At 70.9% G+C, this 23,633-nt stretch carries 23 protein-coding genes and 1 pseudogene; 14 read left to right on the top strand and 10 right to left on the bottom strand.

Going from position 1 to position 23,633, the window contains the following annotated elements:
* Positions 1-44: 44 nt before the first annotated feature.
* The 3 genes from HUT06_RS18180 to HUT06_RS44610 form a co-directional block, all read right to left on the bottom strand.
* Positions 45-707 (bottom strand): hypothetical protein, encoded by a 663-nt coding sequence (locus tag HUT06_RS18180; RefSeq protein WP_176196830.1) that lies wholly within the window; start codon positions 705-707, stop codon positions 45-47.
* A gap of 822 nt (positions 708-1,529) precedes the next feature.
* The gene (locus HUT06_RS18175) at positions 1,530-2,078 is read right to left on the bottom strand and encodes a hypothetical protein (RefSeq protein ID WP_176196829.1); all 549 of its coding nucleotides are present in this window, start codon (positions 2,076-2,078) and stop codon (positions 1,530-1,532) included.
* 147 nt (positions 2,079-2,225) lie between these two features.
* A complete protein-coding gene (locus HUT06_RS44610; protein WP_254715246.1) occupies positions 2,226-2,996 on the bottom strand; it encodes a siderophore-interacting protein in 771 nt (256 codons plus the stop codon).
* A 160-nt stretch (positions 2,997-3,156) separates the two neighbouring features.
* Here HUT06_RS44610 and HUT06_RS18165 point away from each other — a divergent pair, with 160 nt between their 5' ends.
* On the top strand, positions 3,157-4,251 hold the full coding sequence (locus tag HUT06_RS18165; RefSeq protein ID WP_254715245.1) for a winged helix DNA-binding domain-containing protein: 1,095 nt from the start codon (positions 3,157-3,159) through the stop codon (positions 4,249-4,251).
* A 35-nt stretch (positions 4,252-4,286) separates the two neighbouring features.
* Here HUT06_RS18165 and HUT06_RS18160 read toward each other — a convergent pair whose 3' ends face one another.
* Positions 4,287-5,810 carry a long-chain-fatty-acid--CoA ligase gene (locus tag HUT06_RS18160; protein ID WP_176196827.1) on the bottom strand — a complete coding sequence of 508 codons (1,524 nt, stop codon included), beginning with the start codon at positions 5,808-5,810 and terminating at the stop codon, positions 4,287-4,289.
* 242 nt (positions 5,811-6,052) lie between these two features.
* Between HUT06_RS18160 and HUT06_RS18155 the strand changes: the two genes are divergently transcribed.
* Both HUT06_RS18155 and HUT06_RS18150 read left to right on the top strand, forming a co-directional pair.
* The gene (locus tag HUT06_RS18155; protein ID WP_138640786.1) at positions 6,053-6,325 is read left to right on the top strand and encodes a hypothetical protein; all 273 of its coding nucleotides are present in this window, start codon (positions 6,053-6,055) and stop codon (positions 6,323-6,325) included.
* 277 nt (positions 6,326-6,602) lie between these two features.
* Positions 6,603-7,832: a DUF2786 domain-containing protein gene (locus HUT06_RS18150; RefSeq protein ID WP_176196826.1), complete on the top strand. Its 1,230-nt coding sequence runs from the start codon at positions 6,603-6,605 to the stop codon at positions 7,830-7,832.
* 103 nt (positions 7,833-7,935) lie between these two features.
* On the opposite strand, the gene HUT06_RS18145 is transcribed toward HUT06_RS18150, so the two are convergent.
* Positions 7,936-8,148, bottom strand: coding sequence for a helix-turn-helix domain-containing protein (locus tag HUT06_RS18145; RefSeq protein WP_176196825.1), 213 nt, complete (start codon positions 8,146-8,148; stop codon positions 7,936-7,938).
* Between the two features lie 167 nt (positions 8,149-8,315).
* Positions 8,316-9,314: a class II glutamine amidotransferase gene (locus HUT06_RS18140; protein WP_217711339.1), complete on the bottom strand. Its 999-nt coding sequence runs from the start codon at positions 9,312-9,314 to the stop codon at positions 8,316-8,318.
* Between the two features lie 181 nt (positions 9,315-9,495).
* Here HUT06_RS18140 and HUT06_RS18135 point away from each other — a divergent pair, with 181 nt between their 5' ends.
* From HUT06_RS18135 to HUT06_RS18120, 5 genes and pseudogenes are all read left to right on the top strand, one after another.
* The gene (locus HUT06_RS18135) at positions 9,496-10,029 is read left to right on the top strand and encodes a 2,4'-dihydroxyacetophenone dioxygenase family protein (RefSeq protein ID WP_176196824.1); all 534 of its coding nucleotides are present in this window, start codon (positions 9,496-9,498) and stop codon (positions 10,027-10,029) included.
* A 370-nt stretch (positions 10,030-10,399) separates the two neighbouring features.
* Positions 10,400-10,606 (top strand): annotated as a pseudogene (locus HUT06_RS45610) (hypothetical protein); the annotation flags it as partial.
* A gap of 105 nt (positions 10,607-10,711) precedes the next feature.
* The gene (locus HUT06_RS45605; RefSeq protein ID WP_368407030.1) at positions 10,712-11,017 is read left to right on the top strand and encodes a helix-turn-helix transcriptional regulator; all 306 of its coding nucleotides are present in this window, start codon (positions 10,712-10,714) and stop codon (positions 11,015-11,017) included.
* A 91-nt stretch (positions 11,018-11,108) separates the two neighbouring features.
* Positions 11,109-12,065, top strand: coding sequence for a hypothetical protein (locus tag HUT06_RS18125; RefSeq protein ID WP_176196823.1), 957 nt, complete (start codon positions 11,109-11,111; stop codon positions 12,063-12,065).
* A 1,642-nt stretch (positions 12,066-13,707) separates the two neighbouring features.
* Complete coding sequence (locus HUT06_RS18120; protein ID WP_176196822.1) at positions 13,708-14,457, top strand: hypothetical protein; 750 nt, start codon at positions 13,708-13,710, stop codon at positions 14,455-14,457.
* A gap of 334 nt (positions 14,458-14,791) precedes the next feature.
* Here HUT06_RS18120 and HUT06_RS18115 read toward each other — a convergent pair whose 3' ends face one another.
* The gene (locus HUT06_RS18115) at positions 14,792-15,577 is read right to left on the bottom strand and encodes a hypothetical protein (RefSeq protein WP_176196821.1); all 786 of its coding nucleotides are present in this window, start codon (positions 15,575-15,577) and stop codon (positions 14,792-14,794) included.
* A gap of 176 nt (positions 15,578-15,753) precedes the next feature.
* On the opposite strand from HUT06_RS18115, the gene HUT06_RS18110 reads away from it, so the two are divergent.
* Both HUT06_RS18110 and HUT06_RS18105 read left to right on the top strand, forming a co-directional pair.
* Positions 15,754-16,683 carry an aldo/keto reductase gene (locus tag HUT06_RS18110; protein WP_176196820.1) on the top strand — a complete coding sequence of 310 codons (930 nt, stop codon included), beginning with the start codon at positions 15,754-15,756 and terminating at the stop codon, positions 16,681-16,683.
* Positions 16,684-16,762: 79 nt separating this feature from the next.
* Entirely contained in the window at positions 16,763-17,656 is an 894-nt protein-coding gene (locus HUT06_RS18105; RefSeq protein ID WP_217711337.1) for a serine/threonine-protein kinase, read from the top strand.
* Between the two features lie 12 nt (positions 17,657-17,668).
* Here HUT06_RS18105 and HUT06_RS18100 read toward each other — a convergent pair whose 3' ends face one another.
* Positions 17,669-18,331, bottom strand: coding sequence for a transcriptional regulator (locus HUT06_RS18100; RefSeq protein WP_176196818.1), 663 nt, complete (start codon positions 18,329-18,331; stop codon positions 17,669-17,671).
* Positions 18,332-18,460: 129 nt separating this feature from the next.
* On the opposite strand from HUT06_RS18100, the gene HUT06_RS18095 reads away from it, so the two are divergent.
* The 4 genes from HUT06_RS18095 to HUT06_RS18080 all read left to right on the top strand — a co-directional run bounded on the left by HUT06_RS18095 (position 18,461) and on the right by HUT06_RS18080 (position 22,244).
* A complete protein-coding gene (locus tag HUT06_RS18095) occupies positions 18,461-19,744 on the top strand; it encodes a citrate synthase (protein WP_176196817.1) in 1,284 nt (427 codons plus the stop codon).
* Between the two features lie 136 nt (positions 19,745-19,880).
* Positions 19,881-20,786, top strand: a complete 906-nt coding sequence (locus tag HUT06_RS18090; RefSeq protein WP_176196816.1) for a hypothetical protein — start codon at positions 19,881-19,883, stop codon at positions 20,784-20,786.
* Between the two features lie 94 nt (positions 20,787-20,880).
* Positions 20,881-21,531 (top strand): nucleoside triphosphate pyrophosphohydrolase, encoded by a 651-nt coding sequence (locus HUT06_RS44605; protein ID WP_254715243.1) that lies wholly within the window; start codon positions 20,881-20,883, stop codon positions 21,529-21,531.
* Positions 21,532-22,013: 482 nt separating this feature from the next.
* Positions 22,014-22,244, top strand: a complete 231-nt coding sequence (locus HUT06_RS18080) for a hypothetical protein (protein ID WP_176196815.1) — start codon at positions 22,014-22,016, stop codon at positions 22,242-22,244.
* Between the two features lie 55 nt (positions 22,245-22,299).
* On the opposite strand, the gene HUT06_RS18075 is transcribed toward HUT06_RS18080, so the two are convergent.
* Together HUT06_RS18075 and HUT06_RS18070 are read right to left on the bottom strand one after the other, a co-directional pair.
* Positions 22,300-22,890 (bottom strand): DUF4291 domain-containing protein, encoded by a 591-nt coding sequence (locus HUT06_RS18075; RefSeq protein WP_176196814.1) that lies wholly within the window; start codon positions 22,888-22,890, stop codon positions 22,300-22,302.
* Between the two features lie 34 nt (positions 22,891-22,924).
* Complete coding sequence (locus HUT06_RS18070; protein ID WP_176196813.1) at positions 22,925-23,620, bottom strand: TetR/AcrR family transcriptional regulator; 696 nt, start codon at positions 23,618-23,620, stop codon at positions 22,925-22,927.
* Positions 23,621-23,633: the final 13 nt, after the last annotated feature.

The raw sequence follows: 23,633 nt of genomic DNA, 5'->3' as shown, positions 1-23,633 counted from the left end.
AGCCGCTTCACGCATTACCGCGAAGCGGTTTCAATGCCTTCGGGTCAGGAGCCGAAAGGCCGGGGGGCGCCCTTCTTGCCGGCACCGTCGCCCCAGGAGAGGACCTCCCACTTGACGCCCTTCAGGTGGCCTTCACCCGTGCCGGCGTTGTACTTGCTCTTGGGCTTCTCGCCGTCCAGCAGGTAGCGGAAGGTGTAGGTGTCGAGGTCGAGCATGACGCCCCGGTGCGAGGGCTTGCCCGGCCCGCGGTCGCCGACGAAGCCGGTGACGCTGCGGTCCTTGTAGGTGACCTTGACCTTGGTGTGCATGGGCCAGCTCGGGCTGGCGAACAGGCCCTTCTGCATCGGCTTGCCGCCGGCCGGGGCGCCGGTGTCGCCGTTGACGCCCGACCCGTCGTCCCAGAAGTAGGACGCGGTGGTCTTGCCGCTCAGCAGCGCCTTGGGGCCGGTCTTCTCGCGCTTGGCGTCCGGCTTGGCCGCGGCCTTGGAACCGGCCTCGGAGCCGGCCTTGGCCTCGCCCTTCTCGCTGCTGTCGAAGGTCTTCTTCGGGGAGGTCTTGTGCTCCTGCGAGGCCACGGCCTGCTGCGACAGGAACTGCTTGTCCGGAGCGGAGTCATCACTGGCCGCTGCGACGCCGGCCACCAGCATGCCCGCGAGGGCGGTGCCGGTCACGCCGGTCAGGACGACGTTGATCGCTCGCTGCTGCATTGATTTCCTTCGTTCGGGGTACAGGGCTGCCGCTCCGCGCCGGGGGGCGCTCCGCCGGGTGGCGTCGCGCCCGTTTCCGGGCAGGGGGAAGCGGCTCCGAGACTCGGGACTCGGGAGGTGCCGCCGCGGTGAAGGACCCGCTTGGAACGATCCACGGGCATGGTGGACCGCGCCCGCGCTCAGATGCGCACGACCGTTCTCGGGCATGCGTGGACACGGGCTTGGATCAAACGGAAGGAACGCCGGGCCGGGGGCTCATGGGCACATCCCGGGTACGCGCGGCCGGTGCATGGGACGACCGCGGTTCGGCGCGAGGATTCCCGCCTGGCGGGCGGGAGGCGACGGCTATGCGATTGGCCAGGTCAAGGGTTCTTTGGCCTGACCTGCGGTTGACTATATACGGCATTACCGTACTTTCGCCAAACCGCCGTTTTCTTTACCTTTGCCCAGGTAGATCGTTTTCCCGGGAACTGGACCGGAGCCCCTTTGCCATCGGGCTTGCGAGGCGTCCGCCCCGCAAAGAACGATCTTTATGGTCCCGGATCGCGGCCGGCGCGAGCGCGCCGCACCGCCTCAGAGACCGGGCAGAGGGCCGAGGAGAACGCTGTAGCCGACTGCCACAGCATCACCGCGACACCCTAAAGAACACCCCCACCGCAACGGGCATTCCAAGCATCCCCCCAGCGCAGGTAAAGCCTGAGTGAGGTGGCCTGGAACGCCTGCGGGGCCGGGCGTCCGCGACGGCACCGGCCTGGTCGAGCCATGGCCGGGCACACGACGAACGCCGCGGGCGAGCCCGCGGCGTCGGAGGGACCGGCTGGATCAGTGCGTCGGGTAGACCGTCGGCACGAGCGGCGTCGGCCCGGTGCCGCCGGTGAAGACCGGAGCCCCCGGCTGCGGCGGGACGAACGGCCCCTCCGTGTAGACGGGCTCCGGGTAAGCGGGTGCGGGGTACGCCGTCTCCGTGTACGCCGGCTCCGGATAGGCGGGCTCGGGGTACGCCGGCTGCGGATACCCGGCGCCCGGGTAGGGGGCACCCTGGTGAGCGCCCTCACCGTAGGGGCCGGCCGCCGCCACGATGGGCCCCTGCGCCGCCGGGACGGCCTGGGCCGGAGGTGGCGGTACGTGGGAGCCGTCGGCTCGGCGCGGTTCGGGCGCCGGCAGGCCCTGCTGCCCCGCACGGCGCTCGGCCAGCAGGGCCATGAGCGCGTGGGCGGTCTCCGCGTCCATCTTCAGCAGGACGCTCGGCATCCCGGACTGGTCGACGAACGGGGAGACCGAGGGGGCGGCCGGCAGCTGCGGAAGCGCGGCCCGCATCTCCTCGCGGAGATCCTGGGCCAGCCGCAGCGCCTGTCGGTCACTGTCGCTCAAGTGTGCGTTCATCGCGATCTCCGGGGAGTTCACGTGCGGGGGTCCGGGATCATCCTGCTAGGGATGGCGTGCAGGTGCAAGGGCTGATGCACGTGCATTTCAAGAAATATCCCCCCGTAACCCCCGCCCCTGTCGATCGTTCCAGCGTCACTCCATCCCGCGCTTGCCGGGCGTCCAGAACGGCTTGACCAGCACGGATCCGCGGGGCCAGCCGCGGTCGCCGACGAGATGGGCGCTGACCGCCTGCACGGTGCGTGCCTCCCCGGCCACGTAGGCGATTCCCGGCTCGGCCGGGAGGTCGAGGTCCCGCACGGCCGCCACGAGCGTCGCGGAGGAGGCGGCCGAGGCGCCCCCGCGATGGCGCCAGGTCAGCTCGCCGGCGCGCGGCAGCGGCAGCCGGTCCGCCGGCCCGGAGACCTCGATCACACCGTGGACGGCCGCGTCCGGCGGAGTGGCCCGCAGCATGGCGCCGAACGGGACGGACGCCGTCTCCTCGCCGGCGAACAGGTGGAAGGCGGCGCCGGGGCGGAGGCCGAAGGCCCCTTCCGGCCGGCCGAAGACGACCTCCTGCCCCGGCCGCGCGGCCCGCGCCCAGCGCGCCCCCGGCCCGCCCTCGCCGTGGTCCATGACACAGAGTTCCAGCACGCCGGCGGAGGCGTCGTACTCCCACACCGAGTAGGTGCGCAGCGCGTTGCGGACGGCCCCGCTGACCCAGGTCCGGGCGGAGGTGATGTCCGCCACGTGCACCCGGACCTGCTGGCCGGGCGTCCAGTCGAGGCCGGGTACGCCGCCGACCCGGATCCAGCGCATGCGGCCGGGCGCGGGCCGGACGTCCTCGATCCGGCCGCGCACGAACATCAGGTCGAGCAGCCGCTCCCGGACCCGGCGGCCCTGCGCGCGTTGTTCCGCGGACATCATCGATCCTTCCCACTCGCGATATGTCGCGAAGTCACGATATATCTCTAGTGCGCGGCGAATCCAGCGGTTCCGTGATCGAGTTCGGGGCGGCGGGGCGCGGCGGCGGGGGCGGGTTCGGGGGCCGGTGCGCGCGGCCCGGGGATCCCGGCATGCTGGACGGGTGACGGAGACACTGAGCATCCGGGCCCTGAACCGGGCGACACTGGCGCGGCAGATGCTGCTCGCACGGGAGGCGGTCCCGGTCACCGAGGCGGTGGCGCGGCTGGGCGGCATGCAGGCGCAGGAGCCCAAGCCGCCGTTCCTGGGGTTGTGGTCGCGCCTGGACGGTTTCCAGGCGTCCGATGTCCATACGGCCTTGCACGAGCGTGCGCTCGTCCGGGCCACCATGATGCGGGCCACACTGCATCTGGTTACAGGCGACGACTACACGGCGTTCCGTACGACCCTCCAGCCGATGTTGGACGGCGCCCTGCGCGTCCTGGGCGACCGCGCCAAGGGGCTGAATCTGGACGAGGTCGTGCCCGCCGCGGGCGCGCTGCTCACGGACGGCCCTCGGACCTTCAACGAGGTCCGTGCGCTGCTCCAGGAGCAGTTCCCGGACGTCAACGACCGCGCCCTCGGCTACGCCGTCCGGCTGTGCGTGCCGCTGGTGATGGTCCCCACACAGGACAGATGGGGGTTTCCGCGTACGGCGCAGTTCACACTCGCGGGCGGCTGGCTGGGATCCGAGCCGTCCGCGGAGACGGCGCTCGACGCGTTGATGCTCCGGTACCTGGCGGCCTACGGGCCGGCCTCCGCCGCCGACGCCCAGACGTGGTCGGGCCTGGCGTCCGCCGGTGCGGCCCTTGAGCGCCTGCGGCCCGGCCTCCGCATCTTCGCCGACGACAAGGGCCGGGAGCTGTTCGACCTGCCGGACGCGCCGCGTCCCGGAGAGGACGTGCCGGCACCGGCGCGGTTCCTGCCCGAGTTCGACAGCCTCGTCCTGGCGCACGCGGATCGCAGACGCGTCATCTCCGACGCCGACCGGCCCATGCTCACCACCAAGAACCTGCGCGTCCGCGCCGTCTTCCTCTGGGACGGCTTCGCTCGCGGCATCTGGGACACCGAATACAAGCGAAAGGTCGCCACCCTGACGATGCGGCCTTTCGAGCGCCTCCCCCAGGCGGCCGTCAAGGCGCTGACCAAGGAAGGGGAGGCGCTCCTACGCTTCCTGGAGCCCGACGCCAAGGAGACTGTCGTCACCGTCGAGGCGTAGGCGGGCCAGGGGGCCGGGGCGGGCCGGGGCGGCGTTCAGGCGATCGTGCGGCCCAGCCCGTCCCAGTAGGGCGCGCGGAGGTCCTTCTTGAGGATCTTGCCGCTGGGGTTGCGCGGCAGCGCGTCCACGAAGTCGACCGAGCGCGGGCGCTTGAAGCCCGCGAGCCGCTCGCGCGCGTAGGCGAGCACCTCGTCCCCGGTCAGCGCGGCGCCCGGCGCGAGCACGACGACGGCCTTGACGGTCTCGCCCCAGCGCTCGTCCGGGACGCCGATGACCGCCACGTCCGCGATCGCCGGATGGGCCGCGAGGACCTCCTCGACCTCGATCGGGTACACGTTCTCCGCGCCGGTGACGATCATGTCCTTGATCCGGTCGGTGAGGAACAGGTAGCCCTCGGCGTCGAGGTAGCCGGCGTCGCCCGTGCGGAGCCAGCCGTCCCCGGCCCGCAGCCGGGCCGTCTCCTCCGGGCGGTTCCAGTATCCCGGGGTGTTCTGCGGGGAGCGCGTCAGCACCTCGCCGACCTCGCCGGGCGCGCGCTCGGCGTCCCCGCCCGGCTCGACGATCTTCACCTCGACCCAGTCGTAGGGGCGTCCGGCCGAGCGCATCAGCTGCGCGCGCGGGCCCTCGGGGTCGTGGTCCTCGGGTTCGAGCTGGACGATCGCGCCGGTCGTCTCCGTCATCCCGTAGAGCTGGAACAGCGGCGCCTTGAACGTGTCGAGCGCGCGGCGCAGCACCTCCGAGGTGATCGGGGACGCGCCGTAGGTGATCGCGCGCAGCGCCGAGTAGTCGCGTCCCGCCGCACCCGGCACCTGGCACATGAACTGCAGGACGGCCGGGACGATGAACGCGTTCGTGATCCGCTCCCGCTCGAAGGTGTCGACCAGCGCGGCCGGGTCGATGTCGCGGACGAGCACCTGCCGGCAGCCCGCGTACAGCCCGGCCAGCGCCCAGCCCGAGCCGCCGATGTGGAACAGCGGCATCGGGACGAGGCTCGCCGACGAGCCGTCCAGCCGCCAGCGGCGGGCCATCCGCTCGCCCACCTCGAAGTTGGCGTTGCTGAGCTGGACGCCCTTCGGAACCCCGGTCGTGCCGGAGGTGTAGAGCTGCACGACGATGTCGTCCGGCTCGCCCGTGAACCCGGGGTCGTCGGCCGGCTGCCCGGCCAGCCAGCGCTCGTGCTCGCCGCCGGTCAGGACGACGCGGCCGGGCAGCGCGTCCGCGAGGTCCGCGAACTCGGCGTCCAGCACGGTCACCGGCGCGCCCGCGTCCGCGACGATCGCCGCGATCTCGGCGGGGGTCAGCCGCCAGTTCACGGGGACCGTCACGGCGCCGATCTTCGCCGCGCCGAACAGCAGGTCGAAGAACTCCGGCGCGTTCTTGCCGACGTAGGCGGCCCGCGACCCGGGGGCGAGCCCCGCCGCCCGCAGGGCCTGCGCGGCCCGGCTGGAGCGCTCGTCGAGTTCGGCGTAGCTCACGGTCCGCCCGTCCCCAGTGACGGCGGGCGCCGTGCCCCGCTCGCGGGCGTGGTCTCGGACGATGGACACGACCCGGTACTCCACCCCGACCCCTTCCGAATCTCATTCGGTAACGTGCCGCCGACCTTATCGATCGGGACGCCGCCCGGGGAACCACTGGTCCGCCGCCAGATGCGGACATGACGCTGTGAGCCCGGACAACTTCGAATGGTGATCAATCCGATACCTGAACTGATTGAAAGATCCACCAATGGGGCGCAAGCTGTCTCCGACGTCTGGAATGCCCCGCCCGTTCCTTCCGACCGACCGCCGACAGGACACGATCAATGTTCGAGATCTGGGAGACGAGCGAGCCGGCCCGGCTCATCAGCGACGCGGGGAGCCTGAAGGTGGCGCTGGAGAAGGTCGACACGATGTGCCGCCTCCGGCACGACCAGGCCGTGGCGCACGTCGGCGACGCCGGCCGGGGCTACCACTTCGAGATCAGGGATCCCGAGGGCAAGGCCCTGGCACGGCTCAGCTACGTGCCCGACACCTCCCGCGCGTACCAGAGCGTCGTGGTGGAGGAGATGCGCGGCGACAAGCACGGCGGCCCGTAGCCGTCCAGCCGGAAGAGGCGGCCCCGGCCCCGGCGGCCGGGGCCCTCTCATGCCGTCTACGCTCCAGGCCGCCTCCGGTCTCCGCTCAATGCCGCGATTCGTCCCACTGGCGGCCGAGCGGGGCCGGCGCGGATGGCAGGATGCTGTGTGCCCGTGCAGTCAGACCGTGGGAGTGGCGGTGTGGAAGTCGTGGCGGCGGGGTGGTCCCGGATCGCCGGAGTCGTCCTCGGAGCCCGTTTCGGACTCGGCGGCCGAAGCCGCCGGCGCCGGTGCTCTGGTGACCGAGGCGGTCACCGCGCTGGCGCGGGGTGACGGCGCGGCCTTCCAAGACCTCGTGGCCGAGCTGGAGCACGGGCCCGGCACACCGCGGTGGACGCTCAGCGCCGACCGCCACCTGGCCGGCCGCCTGCGGCAGGGCGTCAGCACGGCGTGGAACCGGGGCTGGCAGCCCGCCGACGTGGTCAGGTTCGCCTCCCGCCGGTGCACCGCCCTGCACGCGGGGCTCGCGGCGGACGCGATCGCCGGTGAGATGCGCGCCTACTCCGCCACCACCGTGGACGCCCTCTGGCACGAGCAGCTCGCCTCCCTCGACGCCACCGTCTGGTGGACGGACGACGACGCGCACCCGGCCGAATGGTGCGACCGCGAAGGCGTGGAACGCGCCGACTACATCGCGACGGCGATCGAGCTCGTCCACCTACTGGAGACGCTGCCGAAGCTCCCGCCCCTGGCACCGCCGCCCGGCTCGGGCTCCTCCGGGACGGGCGCGCCCCCGTCGGAGCCGATGCGGGACGTCGACCAGCGGATGCTCGGCAAGGTCCGCGCCCTGCTCGCCAAGGCCGAGTCGACCGAGTTCCCCGAGGAGGCCGAGGCGCTCAGCGCGCGCGCACAGGAGCTCATCGCGCGGCACAGCATCGACCATGTGCTGCTGGCCGCGGAGACGGGCGACATGGGCGGGCCCGCCGGGCGTCGCATCGCGGTGGACAACCCCTACGAGGCGCCGAAGGCCGTCCTGCTGACGGTCGTGGCCGACGCGAACCGCTGCCGCGCGGTCTGGCATCGGGAGCTGGGGTTCTCCACGGTCCTGGGCTTCCCGGCCGACCTGGCCGCGGTGGAGATGCTGTTCACGTCGCTGCTCGTCCAGGCGACGTCCGCCATGGTGCACGCGGGTCCGCGGCGCGACGCGCGGGGACGCTCACGCACGCGGTCGTTCCGGCACGCCTTCCTCAACGCGTACGCGTCCCGCATCGGGGAGCGCCTCCGCGAGGCCGCCGACGGGGCCGCGGACCGGGCGGCCGCGGGCGCCGGCGGGAAGGATCTTCTTCCCGTACTGGCGGCGCGCGACCGGGCCGTCGAGCAGGCCGTCGACACGATGTTCCCGAACCTCGCCCAAGGGCGGGCGGGTTCCGTCTCCAACTACGAGGGCTGGGTGGCCGGGCGCGCCGCCGCGGACCTCGCCAGCCTGAACGGGCGCTCCGAGGTCACCGGGGCGTTCCGCCGTCCTTAGCGCACGGGGTCCCCCCGGGGGGCGAGGGGGACGTCCGTCCATGTGCTCTTTCCTTCTCGGCCTATCTTGTCTTGCCTGGTCTTTCCTGGTCTTCGGGAGCGGGTCAGGCCTTCTTGCGCCGGGTGTTGCCGCCGCGCCCGCGCAGCGGCACTCCCGCCTCCTTCAGCACGTTGTAGATGAACCCGTACGACCGGCCGGTCTCGGCCGCCAGGTCGCGGATGCTCTCACCGGCCGCGTAGCGCGGGGCGAGCTCGGCGGCGAGCTGCGTGCGTTCGGCACCGGTGACACGGGTGCCCCTCGACAGTGTTCGAGCCACGGGGACCTCCTGTTTCCAAGGCTGGGCGGCGGGGCCCGTCCCCGCAGCTCACAGCAGTGTTGATCTCCCCAACGTACACATTCCCCCTGATTACGCCGTCGATGCCGCGCGAATCACCGCGAATTCGGCCGAAGCTGGTCTTATCCGTGGTGAACGGCGTGTCGGAGCTAGACAGACGGGTCCGGAACCGCTGGCGGCCGCCCGTTCCGCACGATCACCGCCTGCAGCGGCACCCGGACCGGAACCCGCTCCAGTCGCGGCACGGGCGGTTCCGCGCCCTGGACCCGCGCCACGGCGGCCGTCGGGGAGGCGGCGGCCTGGGAGGCGGCGGTGGTCTGGGAGGCGGCCTCGCGGACGGACAGGTCCGAGCGGCGCAGCGGATGCCGCGGCGGCGCGAACGGGAAGAGCGACTCCTCGGCGAGCCCGTCGACCACCAGCAGCTCACCGGGCTCCAGGAGCCGCCAGCCGGGATCGTCGTCCATCGGCTCACTGGCGATGACGACGGCGGGCACGGGGCCGCCCTCCGCCGGGCCGGGGCCGCCGGAGGGGCGTCCGGGCTCGCTCACCCCGCCTCGCCCGGGGGAGAGCACCCACAGCTCGTTGCTCTCCGGGTAGCGCAGCGCCCACAGGCGGCCGGACTCGGCGACGAGCAGGTTGAGCGCGAACACCGGCAGCTCCGCGCCGATCCGGCGCACCGCCTCGACGATCCCGGCCGTCGTGTCGCCGCGGCGCCGGATCTCGGCCGTCAGGTAGGCGAACACCAGCTCCGAATCGGTCTCCCCGGCGACGTGGGCGTGCTCGACCTCGGTCAGCCACGTCCGGAGCACGTCCAGCCCCTTCACCACGCCGTTGTGGGCGAACAGCCGGTCGCTCATCACGAAGGGGTGGCAGTTGCGCACGGTCAGCCCGCCCACGGACGCGTCCCGCACGTGCGACACGAACGTGTGGGACGGGACGTTGCGCGCGTGCAGGTCGAAGTCGGCGTTCTCGAACGCGGCCACGGGCGCGCGGTCGCGGACGGGCTCGCCGCCCAGCGAGAACCAGCCGAGGCCCGCGCCGTGCTGCATGCGGTGGCTCTGGGCGCGCAGGCTCCGCGGCGCGTCCAGCAGCCAGTGCGCCGCCCTGACGCGGGGGCCTCCCGTACTCATCCCGAAAAGCCGGCACATGTCGTCACCTCTTGATGATCTTAACTGCGGGTGACGAGGATTTTACCGAACGTCGCGGCGGGCCGTCCGGTGAATCGCCGGTGTCCCGGCCAGGCAACGCCGGACGTCCGGCAGCGGGAAGACACGGCCGGACCTGCGCGGTTCACTGCCGACCAACGGACCGACGCAACTGGAGGAAGCCATGCCGGAGGACGCGACCACCGAGTTCTGGAAGAGCCTGAAGCCGATCCAGAACTCCCAGAAGCCGGACGCCCTGCCCGAGGTGTACCTGCCGAAGGTCGCCACCGACGACGACCGCTACTACGTGCCGTTCACCGAGACCGTCGGCTCGCGCCCGCTCTGGATCAACGTCAAGGACAACTCCTGGGCGGACATCCTGCGCGCCACCAGCGCCGGCCTGGTGAACAGGCACTACCACCCGCACGAGGTGTTCGCGTACACCATCTCCGGCAAGTGGGGCTACCTCGAACGCCCGTGGACGGCGACGGCCGGTGACTTCATCTACGAGGCCCCAGGCGAAGGCCACACGCTCGTCGCCTACGAGAGCGGCGAGCCGATGAAGACGATGTTCATCGTGAAGGGCCCGCTCATCTGGCTCGACGAGAACGGTGACACGGAAGGCTACTTCGACGTCCACGACTACATCGCGATGTGCCGCGAGCACTACGACAAGGTCGGCCTTGGCTCCGACTACGTCGACTCACTCTTCCGCTAAGGGACGCTGGCTAGACTCGACCTCCCACCTGCGAGGGAGGTCGGGATGGCCGCTTCCGTACTGGAGTCGCGCGTATCGACCGAGGACGTCCCGCCGGGCGACCGGGTCTCCTACTGGGAGCAGTACAACGCGCGTGCGCTGGTCGGGCTCACCTGCTCGTCCTACGCCGAGGGCGGCCTGCTCGCCCGGCAGACGAACCTGCGCGTCGGCGGGCTGCGCCTGGCCGACATCCGGGGGAACGAGCACGTCATCGAACGGACGCCCGGCATCTGCCGCGACTTCCCCAAGGACTCGGTGTTCGCGAGCCTCGTCCTCAAGGGCGAGGCCGTCTTCTTCCACTCCGGCGGTTGCCTGACGGTCGGCGCGGGGAGACATCGTCCTCTACGACACGGCCCGTCCGTACCTGTTCGGTTTCTCCACCCCGATGCGGAAACTCCTCCTGGACGTCCCGCGCGAGGTGTTCGCGGAGCACTTCCGCGCGCCGGCTCTGCCCGCTCCGATCGCTCTCAACGCATCGCGCCCCTCCCCCGCCTCCCGCACACTGCGGTCGCTTCTCCTGGGCCTGACGACGGGCAAGGGGCCCGGCCACGCCGACGACCTGGCCCTCGAACTCCTCGGCCTGCTCACCGCTGAGCACGCCGGTGACCGCCCCGCGTCCCCCACCCGCCTACTCCACCTCCTTGTGGCCAAGGACTACATCGACCGGCATCTCCACGATCCCGGGCTGAGCACCCGGCGCGTCGCGTCCGCTCTGGGCATCTCCGTCCGCCACCTCAGCCGCGTCTTCGAACCGGAGGGCCTCACACCGGTCCGCTACGTCATGGACCGTCGGCTGGCGAAGGCCAAGGCGGACCTGGCAGACCCGGCATCGTCCGCGGCGACCGTCGCGGAGATCGCGCACCGCCACGGTTTCGCCAGTCAGGCCCACTTCACCCGCGTGTTCCGCGAGCGCTTCGGCACCACCCCCGGCGCGATCCGGCCGCGCTGACCGCGGAGTTATCCCCAGAACCGGATTCTGGTGCTCCTTCCCGGGGCGGGCGCGCAAGCTGGCGATGTCCCCTCCCGGAAGGAGCGGCCCGATGGCCACGATCACGTTCCCGGTCCCCGCCACCACGACCTCGCGGTTCGCCGTCGCCACCGACGGCATCCCGCCCGATCTCCCGGGCCTTCTCCGCGAAGCGGCGGCCGGCCCCTTCCACGCCCACATCGCCGGCCGGCTCGGCTCGCCGCAGCTGCGGCTCACCCGGGAGGGCTCCGCCACCCTCCGCTGGGACCCGGGCGAGATCCGCGCGGCCGTCCCGGAGGACCGGCCGGCCGCTCACGCCTTCCGCGACGCCTCCGAGTTCGCCGTCATCACCGCCTACGCGCCGATCACCGACCAGCCCCGCAGCGCCCAGGTGGCCCGCGCCGCCGCGTACGCCATCGCCAGGGCCACCGGAGGCGTCCCCGCCGATCTCGTCACCGGCCACGTCCTCGCCCCGCCCAACGCCGAACGCACGCGCTTCGTCCTCGCCGACCGCTGGCTGGGCGACGCCCTCCCGCCGTTCCGCGCCAACGGCCGCTGCACGGCCGCCGACCCCGACCTGGACCCCGAGGGCGTCAACGGGTGCGCCTGCGTCCGCCTGCGCACCCGCGGCCTCCGCCGCTTCGGCCTCCCCGAACTCCAGATCACCGACGTCGCCTGCCCGCACGACCTGGCCGCCCTGAACGTCCTGCGCACCGCGGCGCGCCGCCTCCTGACCGACCACTGGTCCTGGCTCGCCACCGGCCCCGCCGGACGCGACCGCACGATCCCCGCCGCGCTCGACCTCACCCAGCGCGACTTCAACGACTTCTGGGGAACCACCCGCCGCGTCCCGCTCACCCCGCCGAGCCCGTTCCAGCTCACCCTCGCCCCGCTGACCGCACGCCTCCTCACCGTCGCCCCGCCCGCCGACTTCGACGGCACGATCAACGACTGGCTCTGGGGCGACACCCTTCCCATGGGCATGTACGACATCCTGAAGTCCCCCGCAGACCCCCCACAAGCCGCCTGACATCCCCCCAGCGGTATCTGGCGGCGCGCGGGTCGCCACGACGGAGCAGTCCAACGACGGCGCCGGCCGCGCCCGGCGCCAAGACCGTCCAACACCCTCACCACGCTCAACAGGCAGGAGGCTCAGCGAGCGCCGCTCCGGGGCCCAACCGGCCTTGAGGGCAAGCCCGCCATGCATCGCTGAGCCCGTCATGCAGTGGCAAGCCCGCCCCACCACAATGAGCCCACCCCGTCGCAGTGAGCCCGTCGTACGGCCGTGAGCCCGTCGCACGGCGGTGACGTGCGGCAGTGAATGCGTGGACGCACACCCTGTCCGCAACCGCGCTCACCACACCGGTGCGGGCCGGTGCGGGCCGGTGCGGGCCGGTGCGGGCCGGTGCGGGCCGGTGCGGGCCGGTGCGGGCCGGTGCGGGCCGGTGCGGGCCGGTGCGGTGGGCAACGGCGCGCGGCCGCCCCGTCGTCCCACGCATCGGCTTCCAGGTGCACCCCAGGAGGAGGCCGAACCGGCACTCACCACGCAACTCACAGAGGATGGGCGGCGCGCCTCGGGAGGCGAAATCACGGCCCACACCGACATCCGCCTTCTGCTCGCACCCGTCCGCCACCGAGCCTGCGCTCACGATTCCACCCTGCCGCCATGCCACACCACCGACCACCCTGGGCAGGGCATATGCCCTGGTCATCCGGCCGGTACAGACAACTCACGAACCGCACCTATCAGACACGTGCCCCCGAAGGGCAAATCACCCACGAGGGACAATCCGCCAAAGATCATTCCGTGTGCGCATTCCGTGACCCGATAACACCGAGTGAGACTTATAACACCGCGCGGTCACCCATGAATACCAGCTCGCCGCCTTCCGGAAGAGTCGACCTCTGGCACATCATCTGCGAACCCATCCCCGCGAAGTCCCGCCCCACGGCCAGAAAAGGCGCCCAGCAGGCCGAACCACCGAGGGTTCCCGCCATTTACGGCGCGCCGCCACGTCCTCTCGGCCACATCGCCTCTCTCACTTACATCCAGGACATAACGCGCATTTCCTCCACCATCCCGTTACCAAGGATCGTTCAGTCGAGTGTGAGCAATGTTCAACGCTCCGTAGCCAAATTGACTACGATCGGCATTCTCACGGTGACCGACGCGATCCCCCGGGGCGAAGATGAACCGCTTTCTGGCCCATCCCAGGCTGGCCGTCCTGCTCGGCGACTGGCTTCGCTGCACCTGCGGCGTGCTGGGCTGTACCGCGATGGCCGGCGCGATCTCCATCGGAGCCACCGCGTCTTCGGAGGCCGCCGCGCATCCCGAACCCGGGGCGCGCAGATCCGTGCCGCCGATCTGCCGTCACACCGTGAGCATGGGCGACTGGAAAAAGTGCAAGGAGGCATGGCGGTCGATGTACGAGAAGAGGTCTCGCAGAGGTCCGGGCCGCGGCCGGGACCTCCCCCGCTGGGCGGACCGGCGCTCCTGGAAGCCCGAGCCCGAGTCCAAGCCGCCCTCCCCCGTACCGCTCGAGAAGCCGAGCCCCCGCAGCACCCCTCCGAATCCCCCGCGCAGTGAATCCCCCGCCCCTGACCGGAAGTTCCCTCCTCCTCCCGCGGTCTCCGCCCCCAAGCCGACACGCACGCGTGGGCAGGCGGACGAGATGGACTCGCGTCCCCCCTCCCTGCAGCCCGTACTGCTGCTGAGCCTGCTCATCCCCGCCGCGGCCGCGATCTGCTACCCCTTCCGGCACCGGCTCTACGCCGTCGCCGCCGCGGGCATGCCCGCCCTCGGCCTCCCCGAGGAGGAGCCGCTTCACGCCTGCTTCGACTACCGCCCCGCCATCGACCCGTTCGCCGCCCCGGCCACGGGGTTGAGCGGCCCGGGCGCGGTCTCCACCGCGCGAGTCCTCGCTCTGGCCGCCCTCGACGAGCACGGCGACGACTCCCTGGTCGTGATTCCGCGTCCCGACGCGACCACCCTTTTCGGGCTGGCCGAAGACGAACTGCTCGACGACGACACGGCCGGCCTCTTCATCCCGGGCAACCTCGACGCCGCCCTCGCCTACCTGGAGACCGAACTCGCCATCCGCGAGAGCAACGGCGTGACGCAGGCGCGCCGGCTCCTCCTGGTGGCCGACTGCACCCAGGAGCCCGACCGGATCCAGGCGCTCCTCACCCGGCACCCCGGCGGCGCCTCCGCGATCCTCCTCGGCCCCTGGACGGGCGACCGGGCGACGATCGACGACACCGGCCTGGTCACCGCCCCGTCCAGCCTGGTCTCCGGCCTGCCCAACCACGTTCCGGCGCTCTCCCGCACCGAGGCGCGCGACCGCCTCCTCGCCGCCCTGGCACGCCACAAGAAGCTCGAAAAGCCCTCCTCCAAACGCCGCTCCTCCCCCCGCCGCTCCTAACCATGACCACCCCAGCCCCACCACACCAATACCCATCAAGCGCACCCACCTCAGGCCGCCGCCGACGCTCCCAGCCTGCACCCGCACCCACCAACGCCCCACAAGCACACCGTCGAACGGGCGATCCGAGCCTGGTACCTCGAGCTGCTCAGGCCCCGGGGGGACGGGTGTTCCACATGTGAAGGTGCCCTCCATTGCGCCGCGCCCCCACCAGGGCGAGCGACAGGGCCTGTCCCATCGTTTGGACCGGCTGCCGGACGCGGGTGACGTGCGGCGGGCAGGGTTCTTTGGGTGCCCAAGGGCACTTCCTTCATTCGGGCAGGCGCGGCAGGTGTCAGGAGGCGGCTCGTTCGTGGGTTGCCAGTTCGGCTCTGAGCGTGCCGAGGCTTCGCAGGGCCCGGCTCAGGAGGGCGATGTCGGGCGGCTGGTCGGCGTCGCCGTCCACGTAGGCGAAGCAGCGCAGCATCCAGCCGCGGACGACGTCCTCGACATGGGCCTCGGACTCTCGCTTCTTGACGAGGGTCAGGTGCCGTTTCTCCTCGGCGATCTCGCGTGCCAGGCCGTCGTCCGTCCTCAGTGCCTGGATGTCGGAGAGGGCGTACCGGCCGAGCCGGTCCGTCGTGAGGTCGCGTTCGCTCGCGACGCGGTCGAACGTCCGGCGGGGCCAGCCGAGAATCGCCATCGCGCCGCCCGCGTCGACGGAGTCCATGAGGGGACCCTTCCTCGTCGAGACGACGGCGCGGACGGTCTCCGGGTCGAGCCGGTCGAGGTCGCGCATGAGGTACACCGGATACCCGCGGAAGGTGCTGACGACGTTGAGGGCGCCCTGGGCGACCAGGACCTCGATGTCCCGCCGTTCCACGTCGAGGCTCACCCGGGCGGCCAGGCGGGCCGCCGCACGGGAGGAGCCGACCGGCGGTTCGTCGCCGAACCTGGCGATCACCTCCTTGCCGGCCTCCCCGGCCTTCTCGGCCAGGTCGGCGGACCACCGGCCGCCGTCCAGATCCGGGGCGGGCAGGACGCCGTGCTCCAGGCCCACGCGCAACTGCCACCGAGTGAGCCCCAGGCGACCGGCGAACTGGTGGGCGCCGTACTGTGTGCGGTCGATCTGCGCAGCCATTGCCGTGCCTTTCGTCGCGGGTTCGACTTGACGCCACTCAGCCTCGCGGACGCGAACTTCCGAGAGCCACGGAACGCGATTCTGTGGACAACCCCTGAGCACGAGGCGGATTTATCGGATAACTCGGACAATCGACCCGGTCTTCAAGAGAGAGCGCGGCATGCGAGGCTTGATCCATGGAGCGCTTGGGAATCGGGCTCGCGGCCTTGGGGCGGCCCGCTTACATCAACGTGGGCCGGGCCGGCGAACTGCCGCCGGAGCGGAGCGTGGACCTGATGCGCGAAGCGACCTGGGACGTCCTCGATGACGCCTACGCGGCCGGTATCCGATGGGTGGACACGGCACGCTCGTACGGGAGGGCGGAGGAGTTCCTCGGAGGCTGGCTCAGCGCACGCGAACCTGAAGACGTGACCGTGTCCAGCAAGTGGGGTTACACCTACGTCGGCGGGTGGAAGACCGATGCTGCGGTGCACGAGGTCAAGGAGCACTCTCTCGGCCGCTATCGCGCTCAGTACAGGGAGACTCGCGAACTGCTGGACGGGCACCTTTCGGTCTACCAGGTCCACTCTCTGACGGAGGGGAGCCCACTGTTCCAGGACATCCGCCTACAGGAGGCCCTGGCTGAGCTCAGCGCCGAGGGCGTCCGCGTCGGTTTCTCCACCTCGGGCCCTGGGCAGGCCGACACGATCCGCCGTGCGATGGCGCTGAACGTCTCCGGCCAGAGGCTCTTCACTTCCGTCCAGTCGACCTGGAACGTCCTGGAGACTTCGGCCGAGGACGCTCTGCGCGACGCGCATGACGCAGGGCTGCATGTCTTGCTCAAAGAGGTGCTGGCCAATGGGAGGCTCGCCGTCCAGCCGCCCGGCGCCATGCTGGCCATCGCGTCCGAGAACGACGTGCAGCCGGACGCGGTCGCGTTGGCGGCGGCACTCAGCCGGCCTTGGGCCGGCACGGTCCTGATCGGCGCGGTCAGCCCAGCCCAACTGGAGTCGAACCTGGCGGCGTCGGAGCTGTCCCTTGGTGAAGAGGAGCTGCGGGCGTTGGCGGAACTACGCGTCTCCCCGGAGCGCTACTGGGCCGAACGCAGCGCGCTGCCCTGGACCTGAACGCCTCGCACTGCCGGACGAGCGTCCGCCCATGGCACGATTGAGCGCGGCCCACCATGATCGGATCCTCCCCTTGTCCATGCAGTCAGAACTTCCAGATGTGATCGGCCCGTACCGCGTGGTCGCCCGGCTCGGTGCCGGTGGGATGGGCGAGGTGTTCCTCGGCGCGTCGCCCAGCAGGCGACTCGTCGCCGTGAAGGTGATCCGCCCGGAGTTGCTGGACGATCCGCGGTGGCGGGAGCGGTTCCGCCGTGAGGTGACGTCCGCGCGGTCGGTCAGCGGCTTCTACACGGCGCCCGTCGTCGACGCCGACCCTGACGCGGACCGGCCGTGGCTGGCGACCCAGTACATCCGCGGTGTGAGCCTGGCCAGGGTCGTCCGGGAGAAGGGTCCGCTTCGCGAGCGGGCGGCGTGCCGGCTGGGGGCGGGGCTCGCCGAGGCGCTGATCGCGATCCACCGAGCGGGCATCGTGCACCGGGACTTGAAGCCATCGAACGTCCTGCTGGCGTCCGATGGGCCGAGGGTCATCGACTTCGGTATCGCGAGGCCGCTGGACGCGCTGCCCCTGTCGCGTACCGAGATCCTCGGGACACCCGCCTATATGTCACCTGAGCAGGCCCTCGGCGACCCGGTCCACCCGGAGAGCGACGTGTTCTCCCTTGGCTCGACGCTCGTCTTCGCGGCCACGGGAGCCGCACCGTTCGGCACCGGCCACAAGGTCCGCGGGCGCATCGTGTACGGCGAACCGGACCTCACCCGCCTGCCCGCGCCCATGCTCGGGCTCGTGAGCCGCTGCCTGGGCAAGGACGCCGGGGAGCGTCCCACACCGGAGCAGATCCTCGTCGCCTTGTCCACGCTGCTGGACGCGCACTACGGCGAGGAGTGGCCGCCCGTGGACGTCGAACAGCTCATCGGCGTGCAGGAGCGGACCCTGGTCGACATCACCGCCGAGTTGCCCACGCTCAAGGAGTAGCTGGACGCCCTGTCACGGCAAGTCCTGCGCGAGTACGTCCCAGAAGGCGGTCTCGTAGGCGTGCAGGAGGCGGGCTGCGCGAGCGGCCTCGACCGGGTCGTCACCCGCCGCCAGCCCGGACGCGATCACATCCAGGGCCTGCTCTTCGAAGCCGGGCGGGGACTCGGCGAAGAAGTCAAAGAATCCGACCGCGTCCTCAGCAAAGCCGTACTGCGTCTGGAGGGCCCGCGCAGTGCGCGCACAGTACGAGCCCCACTCCTCGAGGTTGGCCAGCATGGCCAAGGCGACCTCGCTGGCCGTCCCGAACGCCGCCTTCTGCGCGAGAAAGGCCGGGTATGCCTGCGCCCAAGGTTTCGGCTCGTACGCCATGAGATTCTTCTCACTCTGTCCGAGTTCTGCGGCGAACTGCCGGAGCAGGCCCAGGGCCTGCGCCTCGCCCTGGGCGAGCCCCAGGAAGAGCTCACCGGACGACGAATCCGGAAACCGTGCTGCCAGCAGGGCGAAACTCCGCCGATCGCTACCAACGATCCGATACTCCTCCCCGGCCAGCCAGATCAGGCGTTCCCGGGGCATCTCGCCCGTCTCCAGCATGTCGACGAAGCGGTTGGCGCGCGCCGCGGCCGCGAGCTCCGCGCGAGTGCCCGCGACGAGCTCCGCGGCCCCGTGATCGGTCATGACTCCACCGGAACACCCGAGCCTCGCTTCCGTCAACCGGGACGGGCCGGATTAGCGTTGGTGATCACGTGGATACGATGAAGAGAAGAACGTCTACGCAGGTGTGGACCCAGTTGGGAGTGAGCGAGTATGTCGGATTTCGAGCTCGACCACGCGAGCGGCCGGATGCCTCTGGAGGTCGCCGAGGCGACCGAAGGGCCGTCAGGGCTGGTCGTAGGCAGCCTCATGAAAGAGACGGGGCACGTCACGCTCGATCCCGGCTTCACCAACACCGCGTCCACCACGTCGGCGATCACCTACATCGACGGTGAGGCGGGCATCCTCCGCTACCGGGGCTACCCCATTGAGGAGCTGGCGGAGAAATCGTCCTTCCTCGAGGTCGCCTACCTGCTGATCTACGGCGAGCTCCCGACGACCGACCAGCTCGACGTGTTCACCGACAAGGTGCGCAACCATACGCTGCTGGACGAGAAGTTCCGCGCGTTCTTCTCCGCCTTCCCGCGCCGGGCCCACCCCATGGCCGTGCTGTCCTCCGCGGTCAGCGCCCTGTCGACGTTCTACCAGGACAGCCTCGACCCGTTCGACCCCGAGCAGGTCGACCAGTCGAGCGTCCGGCTCATCGCCAAGCTGCCCACCATCGCGGCGTACGCCTACAAGACCTCCAACGGGCAGCCCCTGCTGTACCCGGACAACTCCCTCGGCTACGTGGAGAACTTCCTCCGCATGATGTTCGGCCTGCCCACGCAGGACTACGACGTCGACCCCGAGATCGCCCGCGTCCTCGACATGCTGTTCGTCCTGCACGCCGACCACGAGCAGAACTGCTCGACCTCGACCGTGCGGCTGGTGGGCTCCAGCCAGGCCAACCTGTTCTCGTCGGTGTCGGCGGGCGTGGACGCGCTGTTCGGTCCGCTGCACGGCGGCGCCAACCAGGCCGTCCTCGAAATGCTGGAGCGCATCCACGAGGACGGCGACGACATCGAGTCCTTCGTGGCGCGCGTCAAGAAGAAGGAGCCCGGCGTCAAGCTGATGGGCTTCGGCCACCGCGTCTACCGCAACTACGACCCGCGCGCCGCCGTCGTGAAGAAGGCCACGGGCAAGGTCCTGGACGCGCTCGGCAAATCCGACCCTCTCCTGGACCTGGCCATGCGCCTCGAAGAGGTCGCGCTCAGCGACGACTACTTCATCGAGCGCAAGCTGTACCCGAACGTGGACTTCTACACGGGCGTCATCTACAAGGCGATGGGCTTCCCGACCAACGCGTTCACCGTCCTGTTCGCGCTCGGCCGGCTGCCCGGCTGGATCGCGCAGTGGCGCGAGATGATGAACGACCCGGCCACCAAGATCGGACGTCCGCGCCAGGTGTACGTGGGCCCGGGCGAGCGCCACTACGTGGCCCCCTCCGACCGCTAGCGGCTCGCCCGGTCCGTCCGACCGCCCTCGGCGGCCGGACGATCCTCTATCCACAGAACGACGTTCTAGTGAAGGTGCGCGGCGGCCTCCTCGAAGCTGGACAGCGAACGCCGGTCCAGGCCACGAGGAGGCTGCAATGCGCGTCACCATCACGGTTCCCGAAGAGACGACCACCGGCTTCGTCATCGCGGCCGACAGGGACCCCGGCGACATCGCGTCCGCGCTCAGCCGGCATCTCCCGGTCCCGTTGGGCGCGGCGGCGGCGGTGCGCCTCGGCACGCCGCACCTCATGATCGCCTGTCATCCCGCCAAGGACTCCCCCTGGGACCTGAGCGACGTGGTCGGCGACGACGAGGACGACGCGGAGAGGCTCCTCCACGCCGCACGGCACATCGGTGTCACCTCCGTCCTACCGGTCGGTGACGTGCCGTCCGGGCCTCACGTCGCGCGGGCTACGGCCTGCGCGATCGCGGAATCGCTCTGCGGAGTGCTCGTGGACCTCGCCACCGGCCGGACACTGCCCGTGGCATCCCGCCGTCGCTTGGACGGCTTCGCCCTCGCCGACGAATGGCTCGGCACCGGCCTGCCGCCCTACCGGAACTCCGGCCGCTGCACCGCCGACGAGGACGACATCGACGGCTGCGCCTGCGTCACGCTTCAGACCTGCGGGCTGCGCCGCTTCGGCATCCCCGAACTGGAGATCACGGAAGTGGCGTGCCCACACGACCTGGCCGCGCTCAATCTCCTCCGCACGACCGCGCAACGGCTGCTCCCCCTGGGGCGGCACCCCGGCGAACACACGCTGCCGAGTGAACTCCTGCTGACGAGCGCCGACTTCTCCGCTTTCTGGGGCAATCAAGACCCCATGTGGGACGACGGCCCCATCGCGGTGCAGCTGGCCGAAGTCGCCCCCGACCGCCTGAGCGTCCGGCCGCCCAGCGGGTTCCCGGGCACGCTCAACGAATGGCTCTGGGACGATCTCCCTCCCGTCCTGCACGAACTCGTCACCTGTGAGCCGGACCGCACGACCACACCAGGCTGACCACCCGCGGAAAACCCCAGCACCACCACGAAATCCGAAACCGGGGAGTCGGACGGATAAGGCATGGGGGCGTGGATGGCTAACGTCATCAGGCATGGACGATGTTGAGGCGCCGGGGGCGCTGGAGAGCGTGCTGGCCGATGTCAGAAGCGAACGCCACGCCCAGGACCGCATGTGGGGAGTCCAAGAGTTCCCTGATGGCAGTGGCCCCGGGTTCAGCGACGAGGCGGAGCAGGCGAAGCGCGAATGTGCCGCCGCATGGACGCGCGGGGAACTGACCTGGCGGCACATCCTGGCCGAGGAGTTCTTCGAAGCCCTCGCCGAATCGGACCCGGTCGCCCTTCGGACCGAGCTGGTGCAGACCGCTGCCGTCGCCGTCAAATGGATCCAGTCGCTGGATCGGCGGCACGGCGCGATGGTCCATTCGGTCAAGGAGGGAGGCGCCGCCGAGAAGCTGGTCCGAGACCGGATACCCGAGATCATCCAAGCGTCCGGCGGCGAGCCGGAGACCCGTGTCGCCGCCGCGGGAGAACACGTCGCGTGGCTGCGCGCCAAGCTCCTAGAGGAAGTCGGCGAGTACATCGCGAGCGGCGACCCGGACGAACTCGCCGACGTTCTGGAGGTCGTCCACGCTCTCGCCGCAACCCACGGAATCACGCCTGCGGACTTGGAACGGCACCGTTCCGCCAAGGCGGCCGAGCGAGGCACCTTCAACGATCGGCTGGTCCTGCGCCTCCAGATCTGACGCCCCGGCCGGGAAGCGGCCGACGGTCTCCTTGACGGCCGAGCGCCAGGGCACCTCGGGACCGGGCAGCACTGCGGCCGCCTCGGTCAGGATCTCGTCCACGGCCAGGTCGTCTCGCGTGAGAAACGTCGCCGCACAGGTTCACCAACCGTACGGCCAGACCCTAACGCGACGTCCACGCGGCGAGTCGGCTGTGAACTGATCTGCCCCACGAACCCGAATGACGCCCTGACAAACCAGCAAACACCCGTAGAAGTGCGCGGTGACGGTGCCTCGTTGTGCGGGCAGTTCAGTCCGGTCTGCACGGTTCGGGGGTAACTCCGGCTAGGGGCCCGAAGCGTCGTCCGTGGTTTCTTTGTGAACGTTGCCGTGCTGGGTGTGGAGGATCCGGGCGGTCTGGCGTGTGCTGGTGGGTGGTATCCGGTCGGCGGTCGCGTGTCGCGGGCCTCGCTCGAACACTTGTTCGGGTAGCGTGGTGTCTCGTGCTGATTGATGAACCTGTTTCCGCGGAGATCACGTCCACCGGCCGTCCGGCCTGCATTACCGGGCGGCGAGGGCGTTACCGGGTGCGCCGGGTCTTGGAGGAGTGGCAGGCGCCCGGTCAGGCGAGGTACTACCGCCTCCAGGTCACCACGCCTGACGGGCTCGCCATCGCCGAGGTGCTCAGGCCGAGCGGCACGGCCCCGTGGACGCTTCAGCGGATCTGGTCTTGATCCTCCCGGTGACGGTGATGACGGCGGCGCGAACATCGGGGCCCAGACGGGGGTTCTAGGGCATTCCCAGGCGGGTGGCCAGGGGTGGGGGGACGGGGTACGGGCGTTCTCTGGGGAGGAGGGCCTTCGCCTGGGCGGTACGGCCCGCTTTGAGGAGGTCGTGAATCTTTCGGGCTAGCGGGGTGCGGTCCTCGATGCCGAGGATCCAGTCGTCGACGTAGCGGTCGACGATGTGGCGGCTCAGGCCGATCTGGATGCTGCGCGTCTGGAGTTTCTCGCCGCGGAGTGAGCGTTCGGGGTCCCACTGGACGTGGACGGCGGCGCCCGCGAACTGGCGGCGCCATTCGTCGGAGCTGCGGAAGACGCGGCGGTCCGGGTCCGTCGGGACGGCCAGGCTCAGGGCCTGCTCCCAGCCCGTCCGGCTGATCCGGACGGCGAGGATCGTCTCCTGGCCCGGTTTGCGCGCCCAGCCGCTGCGCGCCATGAGCCACAGGAACGACGGTTTGATCCACGTCATCCGCCGGCGGGAGAAGGGCGGGAGGAAGGTGCCGTGCTCGGCCGCGGGCAGGCCGATCCCGGGAGCGTACGCCTGGTACACCGTGATCGAGTCGCGGTCGTGGCAGGCCCGGATTTCGCGTGTGCCCATGGTCCGGTCAGGGTGCCCGAGGGGGTGGTGGGGCTCAACTGGTTTTCGGGGGGGTCCGCTTGCGCCGGTGGGCCTTCTGGCGGCAGGCGGCGCTGCAGAAGCGGGCGGGGCGGCCGGTCGGAGCCGGTGTGAGGGGGGCCGCGCAGAGTTCACAGCGGGCGAAGTTTGTTTCGTTTCGTTTCGTTACTTCGGGGCGGAGCGCGTCGTACGCGAGGGACGCCAGGCGGCCGTCGCCTCCGTGCCGGCGCTCCATGTACATCGCGGCCGTCATGAGTGCGCGCACGTCCTGGACGTCGACGTCGGCGCGCACGGCGCCGGCGGCCTGGGCCCTTCGCAGCAGGACGTCGACGGCCGCGGTGAACTGGGCGTCCATGCCGCACGCGTCGAAACTGCCGATATCGGCCGCCAGCGCCTCGCTCAGTGCGTGGTTGAACATGGCCCGCTGGACGACCTCCGTAACGAAACCATAGAAGGCCTCGCCCGGCTCCGCCGCGTCCCCGAGCGCCTTCGCCTCGGTCACGATCTGTTCGACGCGGTCGGTGACCACGGCCGCGAACAGGGCCTCCTTGGTGGCGAAGTTGCGGTACACCGTGCCGGCCCCCACGCCGGCGCGGCGGGCGATGTCGTCGAGCGGGACGAGGTGGCCCTCGGCGGCGAACGCCTCGAACGCCGCCCGCAGGATGCGCTCGCGGTTCCGGCGGGCGTCGGCGCGCCTGGGCGGGGTGCTCACGCCGTCCTCCTTC

The sequence above is a fragment of the Actinomadura sp. NAK00032 genome (assembly GCF_013364275.1).
Taxonomy (GTDB): Bacteria; Actinomycetota; Actinomycetes; order Streptosporangiales; family Streptosporangiaceae; genus Spirillospora.
Note: the sequence above shows the minus strand (reverse complement) of the source record. Positions and strands in the feature narration are given on the sequence as shown.